Source organism: Flavobacterium sp. UW10123, from assembly GCF_040538975.1.
Classification (GTDB): domain Bacteria; phylum Bacteroidota; class Bacteroidia; order Flavobacteriales; family Flavobacteriaceae; genus Flavobacterium.
This window is the reverse complement of record NZ_JBEWQE010000008.1, coordinates 20,561-37,429: the sequence shown is the minus strand read 5'-3', so window position 1 is coordinate 37,429 and position 16,869 is coordinate 20,561. Positions and strand designations below refer to the sequence as shown.

At 33.9% G+C, this 16,869-nt stretch carries 13 protein-coding genes and 2 tRNA genes; 10 read left to right on the top strand and 5 right to left on the bottom strand.

What is annotated here, in order from left to right:
* The first annotated feature begins 5 nt into the window (after positions 1-5).
* From ABXT06_RS10460 to ABXT06_RS10445, 4 genes are all read left to right on the top strand, one after another.
* Positions 6-1,334, top strand: a complete 1,329-nt coding sequence (locus tag ABXT06_RS10460; RefSeq protein ID WP_354590712.1) for a sensor histidine kinase — start codon at positions 6-8, stop codon at positions 1,332-1,334.
* A 104-nt stretch (positions 1,335-1,438) separates the two neighbouring features.
* A complete protein-coding gene (locus ABXT06_RS10455) occupies positions 1,439-1,627 on the top strand; it encodes a hypothetical protein (protein WP_354590711.1) in 189 nt (62 codons plus the stop codon).
* A 164-nt stretch (positions 1,628-1,791) separates the two neighbouring features.
* A complete protein-coding gene (locus ABXT06_RS10450; protein ID WP_354590710.1) occupies positions 1,792-3,027 on the top strand; it encodes a metallophosphoesterase in 1,236 nt (411 codons plus the stop codon).
* A gap of 73 nt (positions 3,028-3,100) precedes the next feature.
* Positions 3,101-3,403 (top strand): thioredoxin family protein, encoded by a 303-nt coding sequence (locus ABXT06_RS10445; RefSeq protein ID WP_008466807.1) that lies wholly within the window; start codon positions 3,101-3,103, stop codon positions 3,401-3,403.
* 24 nt (positions 3,404-3,427) lie between these two features.
* On the opposite strand, the gene ABXT06_RS10440 is transcribed toward ABXT06_RS10445, so the two are convergent.
* Complete coding sequence (locus tag ABXT06_RS10440) at positions 3,428-4,069, bottom strand: polysaccharide deacetylase family protein (RefSeq protein WP_354590709.1); 642 nt, start codon at positions 4,067-4,069, stop codon at positions 3,428-3,430.
* A 100-nt stretch (positions 4,070-4,169) separates the two neighbouring features.
* Positions 4,170-7,448: a glycosyltransferase family 117 protein gene (locus ABXT06_RS10435; protein ID WP_354590708.1), complete on the bottom strand. Its 3,279-nt coding sequence runs from the start codon at positions 7,446-7,448 to the stop codon at positions 4,170-4,172.
* A gap of 246 nt (positions 7,449-7,694) precedes the next feature.
* Here ABXT06_RS10435 and ABXT06_RS10430 point away from each other — a divergent pair.
* Both ABXT06_RS10430 and ABXT06_RS10425 read left to right on the top strand, forming a co-directional pair.
* Positions 7,695-7,765: transfer RNA gene (locus ABXT06_RS10430), tRNA-Gln, on the top strand.
* Between the two features lie 109 nt (positions 7,766-7,874).
* Positions 7,875-7,945 (top strand) — tRNA-Gln (locus ABXT06_RS10425).
* 236 nt (positions 7,946-8,181) lie between these two features.
* On the opposite strand, the gene ABXT06_RS10420 is transcribed toward ABXT06_RS10425, so the two are convergent.
* Positions 8,182-8,988, bottom strand: coding sequence for a helix-turn-helix domain-containing protein (locus tag ABXT06_RS10420; RefSeq protein ID WP_354590707.1), 807 nt, complete (start codon positions 8,986-8,988; stop codon positions 8,182-8,184).
* A gap of 62 nt (positions 8,989-9,050) precedes the next feature.
* The gene (locus ABXT06_RS10415) at positions 9,051-10,472 is read right to left on the bottom strand and encodes an aldehyde dehydrogenase family protein (RefSeq protein ID WP_354590706.1); all 1,422 of its coding nucleotides are present in this window, start codon (positions 10,470-10,472) and stop codon (positions 9,051-9,053) included.
* A gap of 248 nt (positions 10,473-10,720) precedes the next feature.
* Between ABXT06_RS10415 and ABXT06_RS10410 the strand changes: the two genes are divergently transcribed.
* Positions 10,721-10,876 (top strand): hypothetical protein, encoded by a 156-nt coding sequence (locus ABXT06_RS10410; RefSeq protein ID WP_354590705.1) that lies wholly within the window; start codon positions 10,721-10,723, stop codon positions 10,874-10,876.
* Positions 10,877-10,956: 80 nt separating this feature from the next.
* Here ABXT06_RS10410 and ABXT06_RS10405 read toward each other — a convergent pair whose 3' ends face one another.
* Positions 10,957-11,781 (bottom strand): universal stress protein, encoded by an 825-nt coding sequence (locus ABXT06_RS10405; RefSeq protein WP_354590704.1) that lies wholly within the window; start codon positions 11,779-11,781, stop codon positions 10,957-10,959.
* A gap of 174 nt (positions 11,782-11,955) precedes the next feature.
* On the opposite strand from ABXT06_RS10405, the gene rimP reads away from it, so the two are divergent.
* Genes rimP through infB form a run of 3 tightly spaced genes read left to right on the top strand, consistent with a single transcriptional unit; the run spans position 11,956 to position 16,625 of the window.
* A complete protein-coding gene (rimP, locus tag ABXT06_RS10400) occupies positions 11,956-12,420 on the top strand; it encodes a ribosome assembly cofactor RimP (RefSeq protein ID WP_162536295.1) in 465 nt (154 codons plus the stop codon).
* Positions 12,421-12,439: 19 nt separating this feature from the next.
* Positions 12,440-13,693 (top strand): transcription termination factor NusA, encoded by a 1,254-nt coding sequence (gene nusA / locus ABXT06_RS10395; protein ID WP_095927936.1) that lies wholly within the window; start codon positions 12,440-12,442, stop codon positions 13,691-13,693.
* 58 nt (positions 13,694-13,751) lie between these two features.
* On the top strand, positions 13,752-16,625 hold the full coding sequence (gene infB / locus ABXT06_RS10390) for a translation initiation factor IF-2 (protein ID WP_354590703.1): 2,874 nt from the start codon (positions 13,752-13,754) through the stop codon (positions 16,623-16,625).
* Positions 16,626-16,869: the final 244 nt, after the last annotated feature.

The window sequence follows — 16,869 nt, the reverse complement described above, 5'->3', positions numbered from 1 at the left end:
TTCTTGTGAAAATAAAACATCAATTAGCCATTTTTAATGCCATGACCAGATTGCTGGTCATTTTGATTTTATGGCTAATGCTTCCTATTTTGGTAGAAAATGTAGTATACCATCATATTAATAACAGTTTGCTGGAAAAAAAGAAAAAATTTATTGAGCATCTTAATCAAGAAGAAATCAATGATTTTATAGAAAATCCAGATGATTCTACTCAGACTTTTTCGGAGTTTTCTACACTTCATAGTGAATTTTTGGTGCTGTCTCGAGTGCCGATAAAACCACATCAGAAAAAAACAACTTTTACAAATGAATATCGTAAGATTGAAAATGAGGAAAGCGAATACCGAATTCTGCAACATCATTTTACTTATGAAGGCGAAGATTATCAGCTTGAAATTGGCAGCAGTTTGAGCGAGGTTAACGATTTAACTTTTGTAATTAGACTCTTTATCATAATTGTTTTTGTGGTAATTCTATTGATGACTTTTTTGGCAGACACTTTTTATATTGAATATCTTTTAAAACCATTTTATAAAATTATTGACACTAAAATTAGGCGTGTAAATGAGCCTGAAGCATTTGATCATACTCCTATAAAAGCGGCTTCACGAGATTTTAGAGAATTAGATTTTGTTTTAAACCAAATGATGGATCGTATTGCAGAAGTTTTTAAAAAAGAAAAACAGTTTATCTCCAATGTTTCGCACGAACTTTTAACGCCAATAGCATTGCTAAAAAACAAACTTGAAAACTTATTGCAAAATGAATCTTTAGATGATAATGCGGTTGATAAAATTGCAGGTTCTCTCAAGACGCTAGATATGCTGAAAAAAATCATCAATAATTTATTGCTGATTTCAAGAATAGACAACAATCAGTACGAAGCAAATGAAGAAATTAATCTTCGTGAAATTGTTTCCGATTTGCAGGAAGATCTTCAAGATCGAATGGACGACAGAGAAATTCAGTTTGAAAATAAAATGGAGAACAGTTTTATTTTTACAGGAAACAAAACTTTAATTCATATCCTGATTTATAATTTGGTAACCAATGCCATTAAATATAACAAACCGCAAGGAAAGATTATTGTAGAAGATGGTTTTGCAGAGAATCATTATTTTATTTCGGTAAAAGACTCTGGAATTGGGATGGACGAATCGCAGTTAGAAAAAATATTCAGCCGTTTTACCAGAATAAGTTCCGACCAGGAAGGGCAGGGCTTAGGACTTGCAATTGCAAAAAGTATTGCTTCCTTCCATCATATAGAAATTACGGTAGAATCTGCAGTTAGAGAAGGCACTTCTTTTAGATTGTGGTTTCAAAATCACAATTAAAAGTTAAACTTTTTTGTAAGGCTTTTTCTTCATTTGGGCTTCATTTTGTGGATATACCTTTGACTTATAAATAATGAAATAATAAATCATAAAAATTTAAAGTCATGAAAAAATTAGCAATTTTAACAGTAGCAGTTTTAGGAACAGTTGCAATGGCAAGTGCACAAACAACTCCAGCACCAGCAAAATCAAAAGAAGTGAAAACTGAAAAACAAGATAAAAAAGCAAACAAAAAAGCTAAAGGTGATAAAAAAGTAGAAGCTGCAAAACCAGAGGCTCCAAAAGCAAAATAAACGAGACTTTAAATCTTGAGATTAAATAGTTTTAAAGGTTGGTTAGGTTTAAAGCTGAAAGAGACATCTTTCAGCTTTTTTTATGTTTAACAGCGTTAAAATTTTTATAATAAAAAGAAATAGAATTCGCATTCTTTGTTACTTTGTTTAAAACTAAAAATTAAATGATCCTTCGTTTTGTAATTCTATGTGCTCTTTTATTATTTATTGAGTTCTATTCATATCAAGCTTTTCGAACTTTAGTCAAAACTCGTTGGGTTGTGATTAGTTATCAAGTTATAAGCTTACTGGTCTTAGTCTTTATTATCTATTCTTTTTCGCAAGTTGATCGTTCTGTTGGTCAAACTAGACAATTTATGTTTACCACAGGTTTGATGCTGACGGTATATGTGCCAAAAATTTTGCTTACGCTAATAATGTTTGGAGAGGATATTTTTAGAATAGGGGCAAGCATCTTAAATTATTTTGTTTACAATACTCCTAGAAAAGAGATGATGCCTGACAGGCGAAAATTTGTCAGCCAACTGGCATTAGGTTTGGCCGCGATTCCGTTTCTTTCTATTATTTATGGAATTTTTGAAGGAAAATATAATTTTAAAGTAATTAAACAAACTGTTTTTTTTCCAGATCTTCCAGATGCTTTTGACGGTTTTAAAATCACTCAGATTTCTGATGTTCACAGCGGAAGTTTTGATAATCCAGAGAAAATCAATTACGCCATTGATTTAATTAATGCGCAAGAATCGGATCTAATTTTATTTACAGGAGACATTGTAAACACGCATGCTAAAGAAATGCATCCTTGGCTGGAAACGTTTAGCCGCATTAAAGATTATAAATACGGGAAGTTTGCAGTTTTAGGAAATCATGATTATGGCGAATATGTGACTTGGCCTTCAGAAAAAGAAAAAGACGAAAACTTTAAGGCTATTAAAAATTTGTATGGTCAAATTGGCTTTAAATTAATGCTTAACGAACATACTTACATTCAGAAAGGCGATGACAAAATTGCTTTGATTGGTGTAGAAAACTGGGGAGTGAATTTTAAAAAAGCAGGTGATTTAAATAAAGCTTCTGAAAACGTACATCAAGATGATTTCAAGGTTTTAATGAGTCATGATCCAAGCCATTGGGATGCCGAAATTAAAAATCATCCAAAGAATTTTCATTTGACATTTGCAGGCCACACACACGGTATGCAGTTCGGAATTGAGATTCCAGGATATTTTAAATGGAGTTTAGCGCAGTATATTTACAAACAATGGGCTGGATTGTACGAAAACGTCGGAAGATACGTTTATGTTAACCGCGGTTTTGGTTTTCACGCTTATCCGGGACGAGTTGGAATTATGCCTGAAATAACAGTTATTGAACTAAAAAAAGGCCGTAATGTCGGTTAATTCGTTAAAAATGCTACATTTGTATAATATTTATTTCTTTTAAGAGATTTAAAAAACTTAATTTTTTGGTTTTATGTCAAAATTTGGAGAACTAATAAATGCTCAAGTTCCAGTGTTAATTGATTTTTACACAGATTGGAATGAATCTTCAGTTTCTATGCATCCTGTTATTAAGGACGTAGCTGCTGCGCTTGGCGATAAAGCCAAAGTAATCAAAATTGATGTAGATAAAAATCAGGAACTAGCAGAAGCGCTTCGTATTAAAGGACTTCCAACTTTAATGATTTACAAAGAAGGGCAAATGATCTGGAGACAATCTGGAGAGCTTGATGCTAATACTATAATTGGAATTGTTCAAGAACAATTCAACGTCTAAATAACTTCTTTCTATTGATGTTATTTAGTGAATAATATCAAACTTGTACCCGTTTTCTTTTAAAAAATGCAGTGTTCGAGGCAAGGCAAATCTTAAATTTGGAGAAGCCTTAATGCTGTCATGAAACACAATTACGCTACCAGATTTCACGTTTTTAGTCACATTTTCAAGGCATTTTTCAGGAGTAATGCTTTGATCGAAATCAGCGCTTAAAACATCCCACATTACTATTTTATAGCCTAAACTTCTAAGAATTTTAGATTGCGCTTTTTTGATTTTCCCGTAAGGAGGACGAAATAATAAACGGTGAGGAGCCTTTTCTTGTTCGTCTAGAACGGCTGCACAGTTTTTTACATTTTCAATATAATCATTGGTATGTATTTTCCATCCATTTACATGGTTCATGGTATGATTACCAATTGAATGTCCGTCGGTAATTAACTTTTCAAATAGAGCCAGATTGGCTTTAATGTTTTTTCCGATGCAGAAAAAAGTAGCTTTTGCATCAAATTTTTTTAATTCAGATAAAACCCAGTCTGTAATTTCTGGAGTAGGGCCATCATCAAAAGTCAGGTATATTTTCTTTTCGTTGTTAGGAATGTCCCAGCAATATTTAGAAAACACCTTTTTTATAAATGAATTAGTTTTTACCCAATAGAAGCTCATTTTGAATTAAAGTTGTATTATATGTATAAAATTAAAAAATGCAGCGCTATTTATCAAACAGCGCTGCATTTTTTTAATAAGTAAGATTTTCGTATATTATTTACTCTTTTTCACGTCCAAAACGCTCAAAAACATTTACGTAAGTATTAAATGTAGTTTTGTGCTGGTTGTAAAAAGCAGTGTCTTTATTTTCATCCATTACATGCAATAAACTTCTGTAACGTTCGATATCTGTAATAATATCTACAGCTAAATCAGTTTGATCAGAAGGAGTCAATGTACTGTAATAGTTTAGATTCTCTTTGTATTTCTGAACCAATTTGTTTAAAAGATCTTGTGCTTTAGCTTTTTCACCAACTTTATAATAGCCATCGGTAAAAGCTTCAACTAAAGAATAATATCCATATTGGTCTAAAGGCATTTTGGTCATTGCCAAATTGATTACATTTTTAGCTTTGTCAATTTTACCTTCAGCAATAAGCTGGTTCATTAATCTAGAAAGATTCGTACGGTACGTAATACTGTTTCTTCTAGTTTCAGGATCGTGGTAAATGTTTCCATTACTATTGCCCCAATCCCATTTCATTACAATATCGTACATTTTATCTGCATCGATTTGTCCCATGTCTAATGGTCCGCCATCTTTAGAAGGAGTGTTTTTTATTGGAACTAATTTATACACCATTCCGTCCAATTGCAGATAATCTTTTAGCCATAAATAATCTTCATCATCAAAAGCTCCACCACTAAAGTAAATTGGTCTTTTCCAATTGTTATTGGCTAAAATATCAAGCATCATTAAACGATTTTTGTATAATGCGCTTCCTTTGATGTCAATATCTAAGTAAGGAACAATAGAATCGTAATACTTAGGATTAACTACTTTATTTTGAATAATAGTGTTTTTATCCACATTCACTCTAATCTTATTTGTTGGGTAGAAATGGATAGTTTGTCCGTTTTGTAAACCAACAGTCGATTTAGGGTTTTTGATGAAATCGATAAAATCTTTAATATTCCAACGTGTATCAATTTTCTGAATGTAAGCTGTGTAATCTAAATTATCTCCCACATATTGACTATGTTCAAAAGATATAGGCAATGGATTTGATTCGTAAGACTTAGCCTTCATTTGATCAATATACCAATCTGTCATAAATAAACTTGTATTTACAATCTTCACATCGGTTCTAAAATGCTCAATTTCTTGTGCATACCAAAGAGGGAAGGTGTCGTTATCTCCAATTGTAAATAAGATTGCATCTTTATCACAAGAACTCAAATAAGCTTTTGCCATTGCAACAGCAGTATATCTTCCAGATCTATCGTGATCATCCCAGTTTTGAGAAGCCATTAAAACTGGCGCTGCCAATAAACTTCCAGCAATAATTACTGGTCCTGCAATTTTTGGAGCAAGGTATTTCTGGAAACTTTCATAGAGCGAGTAAACGCCAAATCCGATCCAGATGGCAAAGACATAGAATGAACCCACTAAAGCGTAATCTCTTTCACGAGGTTCAAAAGGTCTTTCATTTAAATATATTTTTAATGCAATTCCTGTAAATAAAAATAAAGCCAAAAGTACATAGAAGCTCTTCAAATCCTTATTGGCGTGATACATGATACCAATCAATCCTAAGATAAATGGAAGGAAATAATAAGCATTACGTCCTTTATTATTTAATACATCTGATGGTAAATTGTCTTGCGAACCTAAATGAACAGAATCTAAAGCTTTAATGCCGCTAATCCAATTTCCGTCCAAATTATCATATTTGCCTTGAATATCATTTTGACGTCCAACAAAATTCCACATCAAATATCTCCAGTACATATACCCAAATTGGTATTCAAACATAAAGGCAAAGTTATCTGCTGTAGTAGGCTTTTCGATAAGTAAATACTCTCCGTAACTTCTTAAGAATTTTACATAACCTTCATTATCAATTTGCTTTTGAGCATAAGCTTTTCTGAACTCAGAAACTGTTTTTTCAACCTCATTGCGCAATTGAGCTGTAGCCTTGTTGTATTCATCTTCACTTAATTGACTTGCATCAATTCCGTATTTTGCCAAATCTTCATCATAATTATGATTTGGATCGATTCTGAATTTTGGAGGATTTGTAAAGTTGATATAGTTTTGAATGTGCCCCGTTTCTGTACTCCACATTCTTGGCAGAATTGCTTTCTGATTATCATCAGAATTTTGTTCTGCGTTTTTGTAATTATTGGTAATAATATATTTACCTGTTTTATAATCTCTTTCGTAGTTTGGTTTTTTGTCTAAATAAGGAGTTTTAGCATCAAGACCAGCAAAAAGTTCAGTGTATTGAGGCCCATAAAATAAAGGATTCACACCATATTGCTCACGATTATAATAAGCCAAAACCTCAGTAGCATCTGACGGTTTATTTTCGTTAATAACTGTGTTGGCGTTTGCACGAACAGGAAGCATTAACCAAGTTGAGAAACCAATCAAGATGAACAAAATACACAATATAATAGTGTTGTAAAATATTAGACCTTTTTGTCTAGTATATTTTAAGCCAAAATAGAAAAAGGCAACAAATAATAATGCTACAAATATGGTTCCTGAGTTAAATGGAAGTCCCATGCTGTTTACCATGAAAATCTCGGTTTTTCCGAAAAATGCCATAGTAAGAGGAAGAAGTAATTTGAAGATGAATAATAAAATTCCGATAACAACTACGTTAGCAACGATAAAATTCTTGATTGTAACTTTTTCGTAGTGTTTGAAATAATATAAGAATCCAATAGAAGGAATAGTTAAAAGAGCCATAAAGTGAACTCCAAACGAAAGACCAACAACTAGTGAAATAATTAAAAGCCATTTATTTCCTTTTGGTTTGTCCATGTCTTGTTCCCAACGTAAACCAAGCCAGAAAAGTAATGCGATTAATAAAGAAGCCATTGCGTAAACTTCCGCTTCTACGGCATTAAACCAAAAGCTATCAGAGAAAGTGTAAGCCAAAGCACCTACAAAAGAACTCCCTAAAATAACAATCGAGTTATTTTGGTCAATTTCGGCAAAACGAGCTACAATCTTTTTCAAAATCATAGTCGATGACCAGAACATAAATAATATAGTAAATGCGCTAGAGAAAACAGACATCATGTTAACCATTAGAGCCACATGTTGAGCATCTATCGCAAACATTGCAAAAAACGCACCCATCATTTGGAAAAGTGGAGCTCCTGGCGGGTGACCTACTTCTAGTTTGGCTGCGGTAGCAATATATTCTCCGCAATCCCAAAAGCTCATTGTAGGTTCAACTGTTAATGTATAAGTTATTAAAGCGATTGCAAATGCAAACCAACCAATAATTGTATTCCATTTATTGAAATTGAATTGTGCCATATTTAGGTGTTAAAAATTTGAATGTTTTTCTATCCTACAAAGAAAATGTTTTTTTATGTAAAGAAACGAGCATTAACAAAAAATTCTATAAAACTATAAGTTTAAAGTAACGTGTTGTTTCTGAGAAGTTTTCGAAGTGGAAGTAGATTTCAATGTGAAAAAAAACAAAAAAAATGATTTTTTTTGCTCAAAAAGTTTGCACAAACTAAATAAAGACTTAAATTTGCACTCGCTTTACAGCACTGCTGGTCTATGGTGTAATGGTAACACTACGGTTTTTGGTGCCGTCTTTCTAGGTTCGAGTCCTAGTAGACCAACAGAAAAGTCTCTCAGAAATGAGAGACTTTTTTTTATTTAAAAAAGTTTCATTTAAAATTTGCATAAATTAAATAAAGTTTTAATTTTGCACCCGCTTAACCGCACTGCTGGTCTATGGTGTAATGGTAACACTACGGTTTTTGGTGCCGTCTTTCTAGGTTCGAGTCCTAGTAGACCAACAGAAAAGCCTCTCAGAAATGAGAGGCTTTTTTTATGCTTTGAATTCGGGATGTTTTTTAACGCAAAGCGCGCTAAGGTATTCGCAAAGTGCGCAAGGAATATTTTTTTTAAGAATGCAGAGTTTGCAAAGCTTTGTTGGTGAGATTTTCCGAGTTTTATTTTAATATAGCCTGTGATTTCAACCACGGGGAGCTTATTGCGAAAGACGTATTCTGGGAGGTATGTTGTAGAAGGTTTATTTATGATTTAAAGACGAAGGGACGATTCCGAATTTCTTTTTAAAGGAAAATGAAAAATGCGATAGATCTTCAAAGCCGACTCCTATATAGACATCTGATGGTGGATTTCCTTGACTGATTAAATAATAAGCCTCTTGAAGTCTTTTGTTTAAAAGCCATTTTCCGGGTGTTTCCTGAAATACTTTTTGAAAATCTCTTTTAAAGGTGGCTAAACTTCTTCCTGTAAGATACGCGAATCGCTGCATTTGAACGTTGAAGTGAAAATTCTTATTCATAAAAGCTTCTAAGTCGATTTTGCCAGGTTCATTAAAATCAAATAAAATGTCTTTTAATTCTGGATTTACTTTTAATAAAAGGTGAATGGCTTCTTTGATTTTTAAATTGAATAAAGCCTCGTTGTTTTCTTCTTCAACTTCAAGATAAGACAGCAGAGATTCCATGAAAGACTTGTAAAGTGGGTTTGGAGCTAATGAAAACATAGCGTCTGAATCTGCTTTTTTGTCGGCTTTCAAATTATATTCTTTGCTGATTTCTTTTAAAATTTCCTGATCAAGAAAAAGAGAAATGGTTTTAAATTCTCCTCCTTCTGGCGGAATCTTGGTAAATTTTGCTAAATGGTTTCTTCTGCTAAAGCGAAAATCTCCTGGTTTTGAATGAAAAGTGTTTTTGCTGTCTGAAGCAATCATTTCGCCAGAAATTTGATAGCTAAAAACATGTTCGGGTATAAAATGTTCGCCTTCTCGACTGCGTGAATAATAGCACGAGTAAAGGATTTTGGGCTTTGTATTTGGTTTGATGCTCATATTGTAAAAATACTAAAAGATCTGGAAATCTTTAGGTGTAAAGATTTCCAGATTGATGAAGATTATTTTTGCTGAATTAATGCTCTTGGTTCTAGATAAGCTTCAAGGCCAATTGTTCCAAATTCGCGTCCAATTCCAGATTGTTTAAATCCGCCAAAAGGAGCCATTGGATCATGGCTAATTCCGTTAATCTGAACTCGGCCTGCATTAAGTTGTGAAGCGACATTGTGTGCTCTTTCTGAATCTGATGAACTTACGTAAGCTTGTAATCCGTAAGTGGTGTCATTTGCAATTTCAATGGCTTCTTCTTCTGTTTTATAAGTAATGACAGATAAAACAGGGCCGAATATTTCTTCTCTAGCAATGCGCATCTGATTGTTAACGTTGATGAAAACAGTTGGTTTTACGAAATTCCCGCTTTCTAGTCCTTCCGGTTTTCCGAGTCCGCCACTTAATATTTCTGCGCCTTCATTAATTCCTGTCTGAATATAATCTTGAACGCGATTAAATTGTTTTTCGCTAACCATTGGTCCGACTGCAGTGTTTGGATTTTTTGGGTCTCCAACAATGAAATTTGGAATCGTTTCTTTGATAAGAGATTTTACTTCGTCTAATTTGTTTTCTGGAATCAATAATCTAGTTCCGGCAATACAAGCCTGTCCGCTATTCATAAATGCTGCGCCAATGGCAAGCGGAATAGCTTTCGATAAATCGGCATCATCTAGAATAATGTTTGGAGATTTTCCGCCAAGTTCAAGAGTGACTCTTTTCATGGTATTGACTGCTTCTTTTGCAATTATTTTTCCAACATTAGTTGATCCTGTAAAAGATATTTTGGCAATATCTGGATTTCTGCTTATTTCCGCACCAACAATTTCTCCCAATCCGTTTACAATATTAAAAACTCCTCTTGGAAGATTTGCTTCGTGAAGACATTCTAAAATTAATTGTGTTTGTTGAGCACTCATTTCGCTAGGCTTAATTACAGTTGTGCATCCAGCTGCAATTGCTGTAGATAGTTTGCTGCAGATAAAACCATTGCTTGAATTCCATGGAATGATGATTCCGACAACGCCAATTGGTGTCATCTGGACTTCAGATTCGCCCATTGTTTTAACAAAACTGTAAGAGTTAAGAAGGTTTATTGCAGAGTCAAAACTTTTCAGCATATAATCGTAGCTTACGCTTGCAAACTGAAATGTTCCTCCGTATTCTTCTGTCATTACATTGATAAAATCGTCTTTTCTTTTTTCAACAGAAGATTTGATGTTTTTAAGGAATTGGATTCTTTCTGAAGCTGTTGTTTTTGAAAAAGTTTTGAAAGCATTTTTGGCTGCTTCAATAGCTTTTTGAGTGTCTTCTGTGTTGCTTAAACGGACTTTTCCTAATTTTTCGTTTGTTGTTGGGCTGATTAAATCAAAATACTCAGTTCCGTTTGGAGTTACGAATTCTCCATTAATGTAAATTTTGTCTATTGTTTTCATGATATATGCTTTTAAATTTTATTTGACAAAGTTCTGGATAAAGCTGGCGGGAGACTTTGTTGTGAAGTTCAAATAAACTTTGTTTAAAAGCTCATGAATAAGGTGTTTTTTATGGGTGAAGAGTTTTTGTTTTCTTATTTTTTATTGTATATTGTTGTTTATCAGTAATTTGTATATATTTGATATGGCAAAAATACTGCAGTATGTTTTTGTTTTTAGCTAATTAATAACTATAAAAAAATGAAGTTATGGATAATTTTGAAAAATTCAATTCGGAAAAATTGAGTGCTTCTGAAATGAAAGAAGTGCAAGGCGAAGGTATTCTTGATGATTTATTGAAGGTTGTTGATACTGTTACACCATTAGTTGCCCCATTAATTGATGCTGTTACGGGAGGGAAGTGAAAAAGAAGTTGAAATGCTGTTGAGTTTCTTTAAGTTTAATATTAATAAAAAAGCTTCTCAATTGAGAAGCTTTTGCTTTTTTAGATTTTAAATGTAATTACGGGTTTAACGGCGTGATTAACCAGGCCTTCGCTGATGCTTCCGTTAAAGAAGTGTGCAAAACCAGTTCTGCCATGTGTGCACATTCCGATAACATCGGCGTCTATTCTGTTGGAGAAATTGATGATTCCTTTTTCGATATTGGTGTCGTTGTAAATTTGGGTAGTGTAGTTAGAGATATTAAATTCTTCAATAAAATCATTCATTGCCTCCTCGCTAACATGAGTTGGTTTGAAGCTGTTAGGGGTGCAGATGGTGACCAAGTGTAATTTCGAATCAAATAGTTTGGTGAAATTTAAAAGTTTTTCAAATGGTTTTTTTGCTTCGTCTGAAAAGTCAGAAGCAAAAACAATATTGGCTGCATTAAAATTTGGAATATTTTTCTTGATGACTAAAACAGGAATTTCAGAGTTTCTGACTACTTTTTCTGTATTTGAGCCTATTAGAAGTTCTTCAACGCCAGAAGATCCATGCGATCCCATGACAATTAAATCAACGTCGTAATCTTTACTAATTTGAGTGATGCCGTGTATAGGTTTGTCCATTTTTACGATTTCAGTTACCGGGATTCCTTCTAGGTAATCTCTAGAGGCAACTTCGTCTAGTGTTTCGTTTGCTTTCTTCATAAAAAGCATGGCTTCAGGAATGCTGGTTCCGCCCAATACAGCGTCGTTTGATTGCTGCGGCAATTCGAGCATATGAAGAAGAATGAGTTCAGAATTGTTCTTTTTTGCGATTTGAGCGGCAACTTTTAAAGCGTCTTCTGCATGTTCTGAGAAGTCGGTAGGTACTAAAATTCGTTTCATGATTTTGAGGGTTAAAAATTATGAATAATTCGCGTTTTTAATGCTATATAAAGATAAGAAATTATTTTAGAGCAATCAATTTATTTGATTTATAAAAAAAACACTATATTTGCACTGTTATTTATTAAAATCTAAATAATGAGGGGACTAAGTGTCCCCTCTTTTTATAAAATTATGACATTTAAAGAAAAAGTAAACGGATTAATTACGGAAGCTCTTCTGGAAAAACCATCAGTCTTTTTGGTTGATTTGGCAGTTTCGGATTCTTTTAAAATTAGTGTTGGTTTAGACGGAGATAATGGAGTGGCGCTGCAAGACTGCATAGATATCAGTCGCGCAATCGAGAATAATCTGGATCGTGAAGAGCAGGATTTCTCGCTTGAAGTAGCATCGGTTGGGGTAGGAACTCCTCTTAAAATGATAAGACAATACAAGAAAAATGTTGGTAGAACGTTGATTGTTACCACAAATACAGAAAAAATCGAAGCGGAATTGGTAGAAGCTAATGATGTTTTCATAATTTTGTCTTGGAAAGCAAGAGAACCGAAAAAAGTAGGAAAAGGAAAAGAAACAGTTCAAAAAGAGCAACAAATACCTTATACAGAAATTAAAGAGGCAGTTGTTACGGTAACATTTTAATTTTAATTAAAAAATTCGCATGGAAAATTTAGCATTAATCGATTCATTCTCAGAGTTTAAAGATAATAAACTTATTGATCGTGTAACGCTTATGGCAATTTTAGAGGACGTATTTAGAAATGCATTAAAGAAAAAATACGGTTCAGATGAAAATTTCGATATCATTATTAATCCTGATAAAGGTGATATGGAGATTTGGAGAAGAAGAGTAATTGTTGCTGATGAGGATCTTGATTTTGAAAATGAGGAAATTACATTGACTGAAGCAAGAAAAATTGAAGCGGATTTTGAAATTGGAGAAGAAGTTTCTGAAGAAGTAAAATTGATTGATTTAGGGAGAAGAGCTATCTTAGCGCTTCGTCAGAATCTAATATCTAAAATTCACGAACACGATAATACAAACTTATACAAACAGTTTAAAGATATTATCGGTGATATTTATACAGCAGAAGTGCACCACGTACGTCCAAGAGTAGTTATCTTAGTTGATGATGAAGGAAACGAGATTGTGCTTCCAAAAGAAAAACAAATTCCATCAGATTTCTTCCGTAAAGGAGATAATGTTCGTGGAATTATTGAAAGCGTTGAATTAAAAGGAAACAAACCTCAGATTATTATGTCTAGAACTTCTGAGAAGTTCTTAGAGAAATTATTTGAGCAAGAAATCCCAGAAGTTTTCGACGGATTAATTACTGTGAAAAATGTAGTTCGTATTCCTGGTGAAAAAGCAAAAGTAGCTGTTGATTCTTACGATGATAGAATTGATCCAGTTGGAGCTTGTGTGGGAATGAAAGGTTCTCGTATTCACGGAATTGTTCGCGAATTAGGAAATGAAAATATTGATGTAATCAATTATACAAACAATATTCAATTATTTATTACAAGAGCTTTAAGCCCTGCTAAAGTTTCTTCTATCAAAATTGATGAAGATAACAAACGTGCTGAAGTATTCTTGAAATTAGAAGAGGTTTCTAAAGCAATTGGTAGAGGTGGTCACAATATCAAATTGGCAGGTCAATTGACAGGTTATGAGCTAGATGTTATTCGTGAAGGAGATGTTGCCGGTACTGTTGCAGATGAAGACGATGTTGAATTAACAGAGTTCTCAGATGAGATCGAAGAGTGGGTAATTGAAGAGTTTGCAAAAATCGGTTTGGATACTGCAAAAAGTATCTTGAAACACGACGTAGAAGATTTAGTAAGAAGAACAGACTTAGAAGAGGAAACGATTCTAGATGTTATGAAGATACTAAAAGAAGAGTTTGATAATTAAGCAATAGCTTACATCTGCTCTAACAACACAACGAAAAAGGTAATAATAAAAAGGTTATATGTCTGAAGAGAGAGTAATAAGAATAAACAAGGTTTTAAGGGAATTAAATATTTCGTTAGAAAGAGCTGTAGATTATCTAAAAGATAAGGGAATTGCTATTGATGCAAATCCAAATGCAAAAATTTCTGATAGCGAGTTTAATATCCTTCAAAGCCAATTTGCGGGCGATAAGGGGAACAAGGAGGCTTCTAAAGAGGTTGGAGAAGAAAAAAGAAAGGAAAAAGAAGCATTACGCGTAGAGCGTGAGAAAGAAATTGAAGACAAACGCAGACAAGAAGAAGAGCGTCAAAAACAGCAAGAAATAATTAAAGCAAGAGCAGTTGTTTCGGGACCTGTACAAGTTGGTAAAATTGACTTGAATCCAAAAAAACCTGCGATTACTCCTTCTGAGGAAACGGTTAAGGTTGAAGAACCAAAAGCTGTTGCTGCGCCTGTGCAGCCAGAAAAACCTGTTCAAAATGAAACAGTAAAATCTGAACCAGTTGTTTCAACTCCTGTTTCTGAAACTAAAAAAGAAGAACCTATTATTACTGAGAAAAAAGAAGTTAAAGCAGAATCTAAAGTTGCGCAGGAGCCAATCGTGTCTACTGATCCGACAACTTCAGAGGAAACTATTACTACTCAATATCAAAAGCTTACAGGAACAACTCTTACAGGTCAGACAATTGATTTGTCTCAATTTAATAAGCCTAAGAAAAAGAAAGAAGATCCTAAAGCGGCTCAGAATAAACCTGGAACTCCTGGAGTTGGGAATAATAATAACGCAAATAAAAATAAGCGTAAAAGAATTGGTCCAAAACCGGGTACGCCTGGTGCGCCAAAACCTGCTACAGGTAATGCGCCTGGAACACCAAATCCAAATAAGCCTGCTCAGAATAACAATGGTGGAGGTTTTAATGCTAATAGAAGCCAAAGACCAGGTTTTGTAAAAGGAAACCGTCCTGCAATTGTAGCTAAAGTTGAGCCTACTGAAGAAGAAGTAAAAAACCAAATTAGAGAAACTCTTGAAAAACTTCAAGGTAAAGGAGGGAAATCTAAAGCGGCAAAATATAGAAGAGATAAAAGAGAAACGCACCGTCAGAAATCTGATGATGAGCAAAGAGCTCTTGACGAAGGAAGTAAAACTATTAAAGTTACAGAGTTCGTTACTGTAGGTGAAATTGCAATCATGATGGATGTGCCGATTACTAAAGTAATTGGAACTTGTATGTCTCTTGGTATCATGGTTACCATGAACCAGCGTTTAGATGCTGAAACTTTAACTATCGTTGCTGATGAGTTTGGTTACGATGTTGAATTTATTACAGTAGATATCGAAGAAGCGATTGAAGTTGTAGAAGATAAAGAAGAAGATTTAGTAACTAGAGCGCCAATTGTGACAGTAATGGGTCACGTTGACCACGGTAAAACATCTTTACTGGATTATATTCGTAAAGAAAATGTTATTGCTGGTGAGTCAGGAGGTATTACACAGCATATTGGGGCGTATGGGGTTACTCTAGATAACGGGCAAAAAATTGCATTCTTAGATACTCCAGGACACGAGGCGTTTACCGCGATGCGTGCACGTGGAGCTCAGGTTACCGATATAGCTATTATCGTTGTTGCGGCAGATGATGATATCATGCCACAAACAAAAGAGGCGATTTCTCACGCACAAGCTGCGGGAGTGCCAATTATATTTGCAATCAATAAAATTGATAAACCAAACGCGAATGTTGATAAAATTAAAGAGCGTTTGGCTGGTATGAATTTACTTGTTGAAGATTGGGGTGGAAAAATTCAATCGCATGATATTTCTGCAAAAGTTGGAACAGGAGTAAAAGAATTATTGGAGAAAGTTTTATTGGAAGCTGAGATTTTAGATCTAAAAGCAAATCCAAATAAAGCGGCTCAAGGAACTGTTGTTGAAGCTTACTTGGATAAAGGAAAGGGTTATGTGTCTACAATTTTAGTACAACAAGGTACTTTGAAAATTGGAGATTATATGCTTGCTGGTAAACATCATGGTAAGGTTAAAGCGATGCATGATGAAAGAGGGCATACAGTATTAAGTGCTGGACCTTCGACTCCAGTATCTGTTTTAGGTTTGGATGGAGCAGCAACTGCTGGTGATAAGTTTAACGTATTTGAAGATGAAAAAGAAGCAAAACAAATTGCATCTAAACGTTCTCAATTAATGCGTGAACAGTCTGTGCGTACTCAAAGACATATTACGCTTGATGAAATTGGACGTCGTATCGCTCTTGGTCAATTTAAAGAATTGAACGTAATTCTTAAAGGAGACGTGGATGGATCTGTTGAAGCATTATCAGATTCGTTCTCAAAACTTTCTACAGAGGAAGTTCAAATCAATATTATCCACAAAGGAGTTGGTGCAATTACAGAAACCGATGTTAACTTGGCTTCTGCATCTGACGCAATCATCATCGGATTTAACGTTCGTCCTGCTGGAAATGCAAGACAGCTGGCAGATAAAGAAGAAATTGATATCCGTTATTATTCTATTATTTACGCGGCTATCGATGACTTGAAAGATGCGATGGAAGGAATGTTGGCTCCTGAGATGAAAGAAGAAGTTTTAGGAACAGCCGAGATCCGTGAGATTTTCAAAATTTCTAAAGTTGGATCAATTGCTGGTTGTATGGTAACTGATGGTAAAATTTTGAGAGCTGCTAAAATTAGAGTTATTAGAGATGGAGTTGTAGTTCATACAGGTGAATTAGTTGCTTTAAAACGTTTCAAAGACGATGTGAAAGAGGTAACTAAAGGTTACGATTGTGGTATTCAGATAAAAGGATTTAATGATATTGAGATTAATGATGTTATTGAATCTTACCATGAAGTTGCAATCAAAAAGAAATTGAAATAAGATTCAGTTAATATATTTAAAAGTCCCAATGCAAATTGGGACTTTTTTTTGTTTAAGCTTTTTATATATTGATGATTTTGGTATTAAGAAATTAATTATTGCAAATGCGTTTCATTTTATAATAAACCTAAAAGAAAGATTAGACAACGGTTTAGTTAGCAGATTGGTTGTTTATTTGTGTAGTAATTTTCTTTTTTTTAAATATAAATGCAAGTGTAAGAATAGTTTGTTGGATAAAATATTT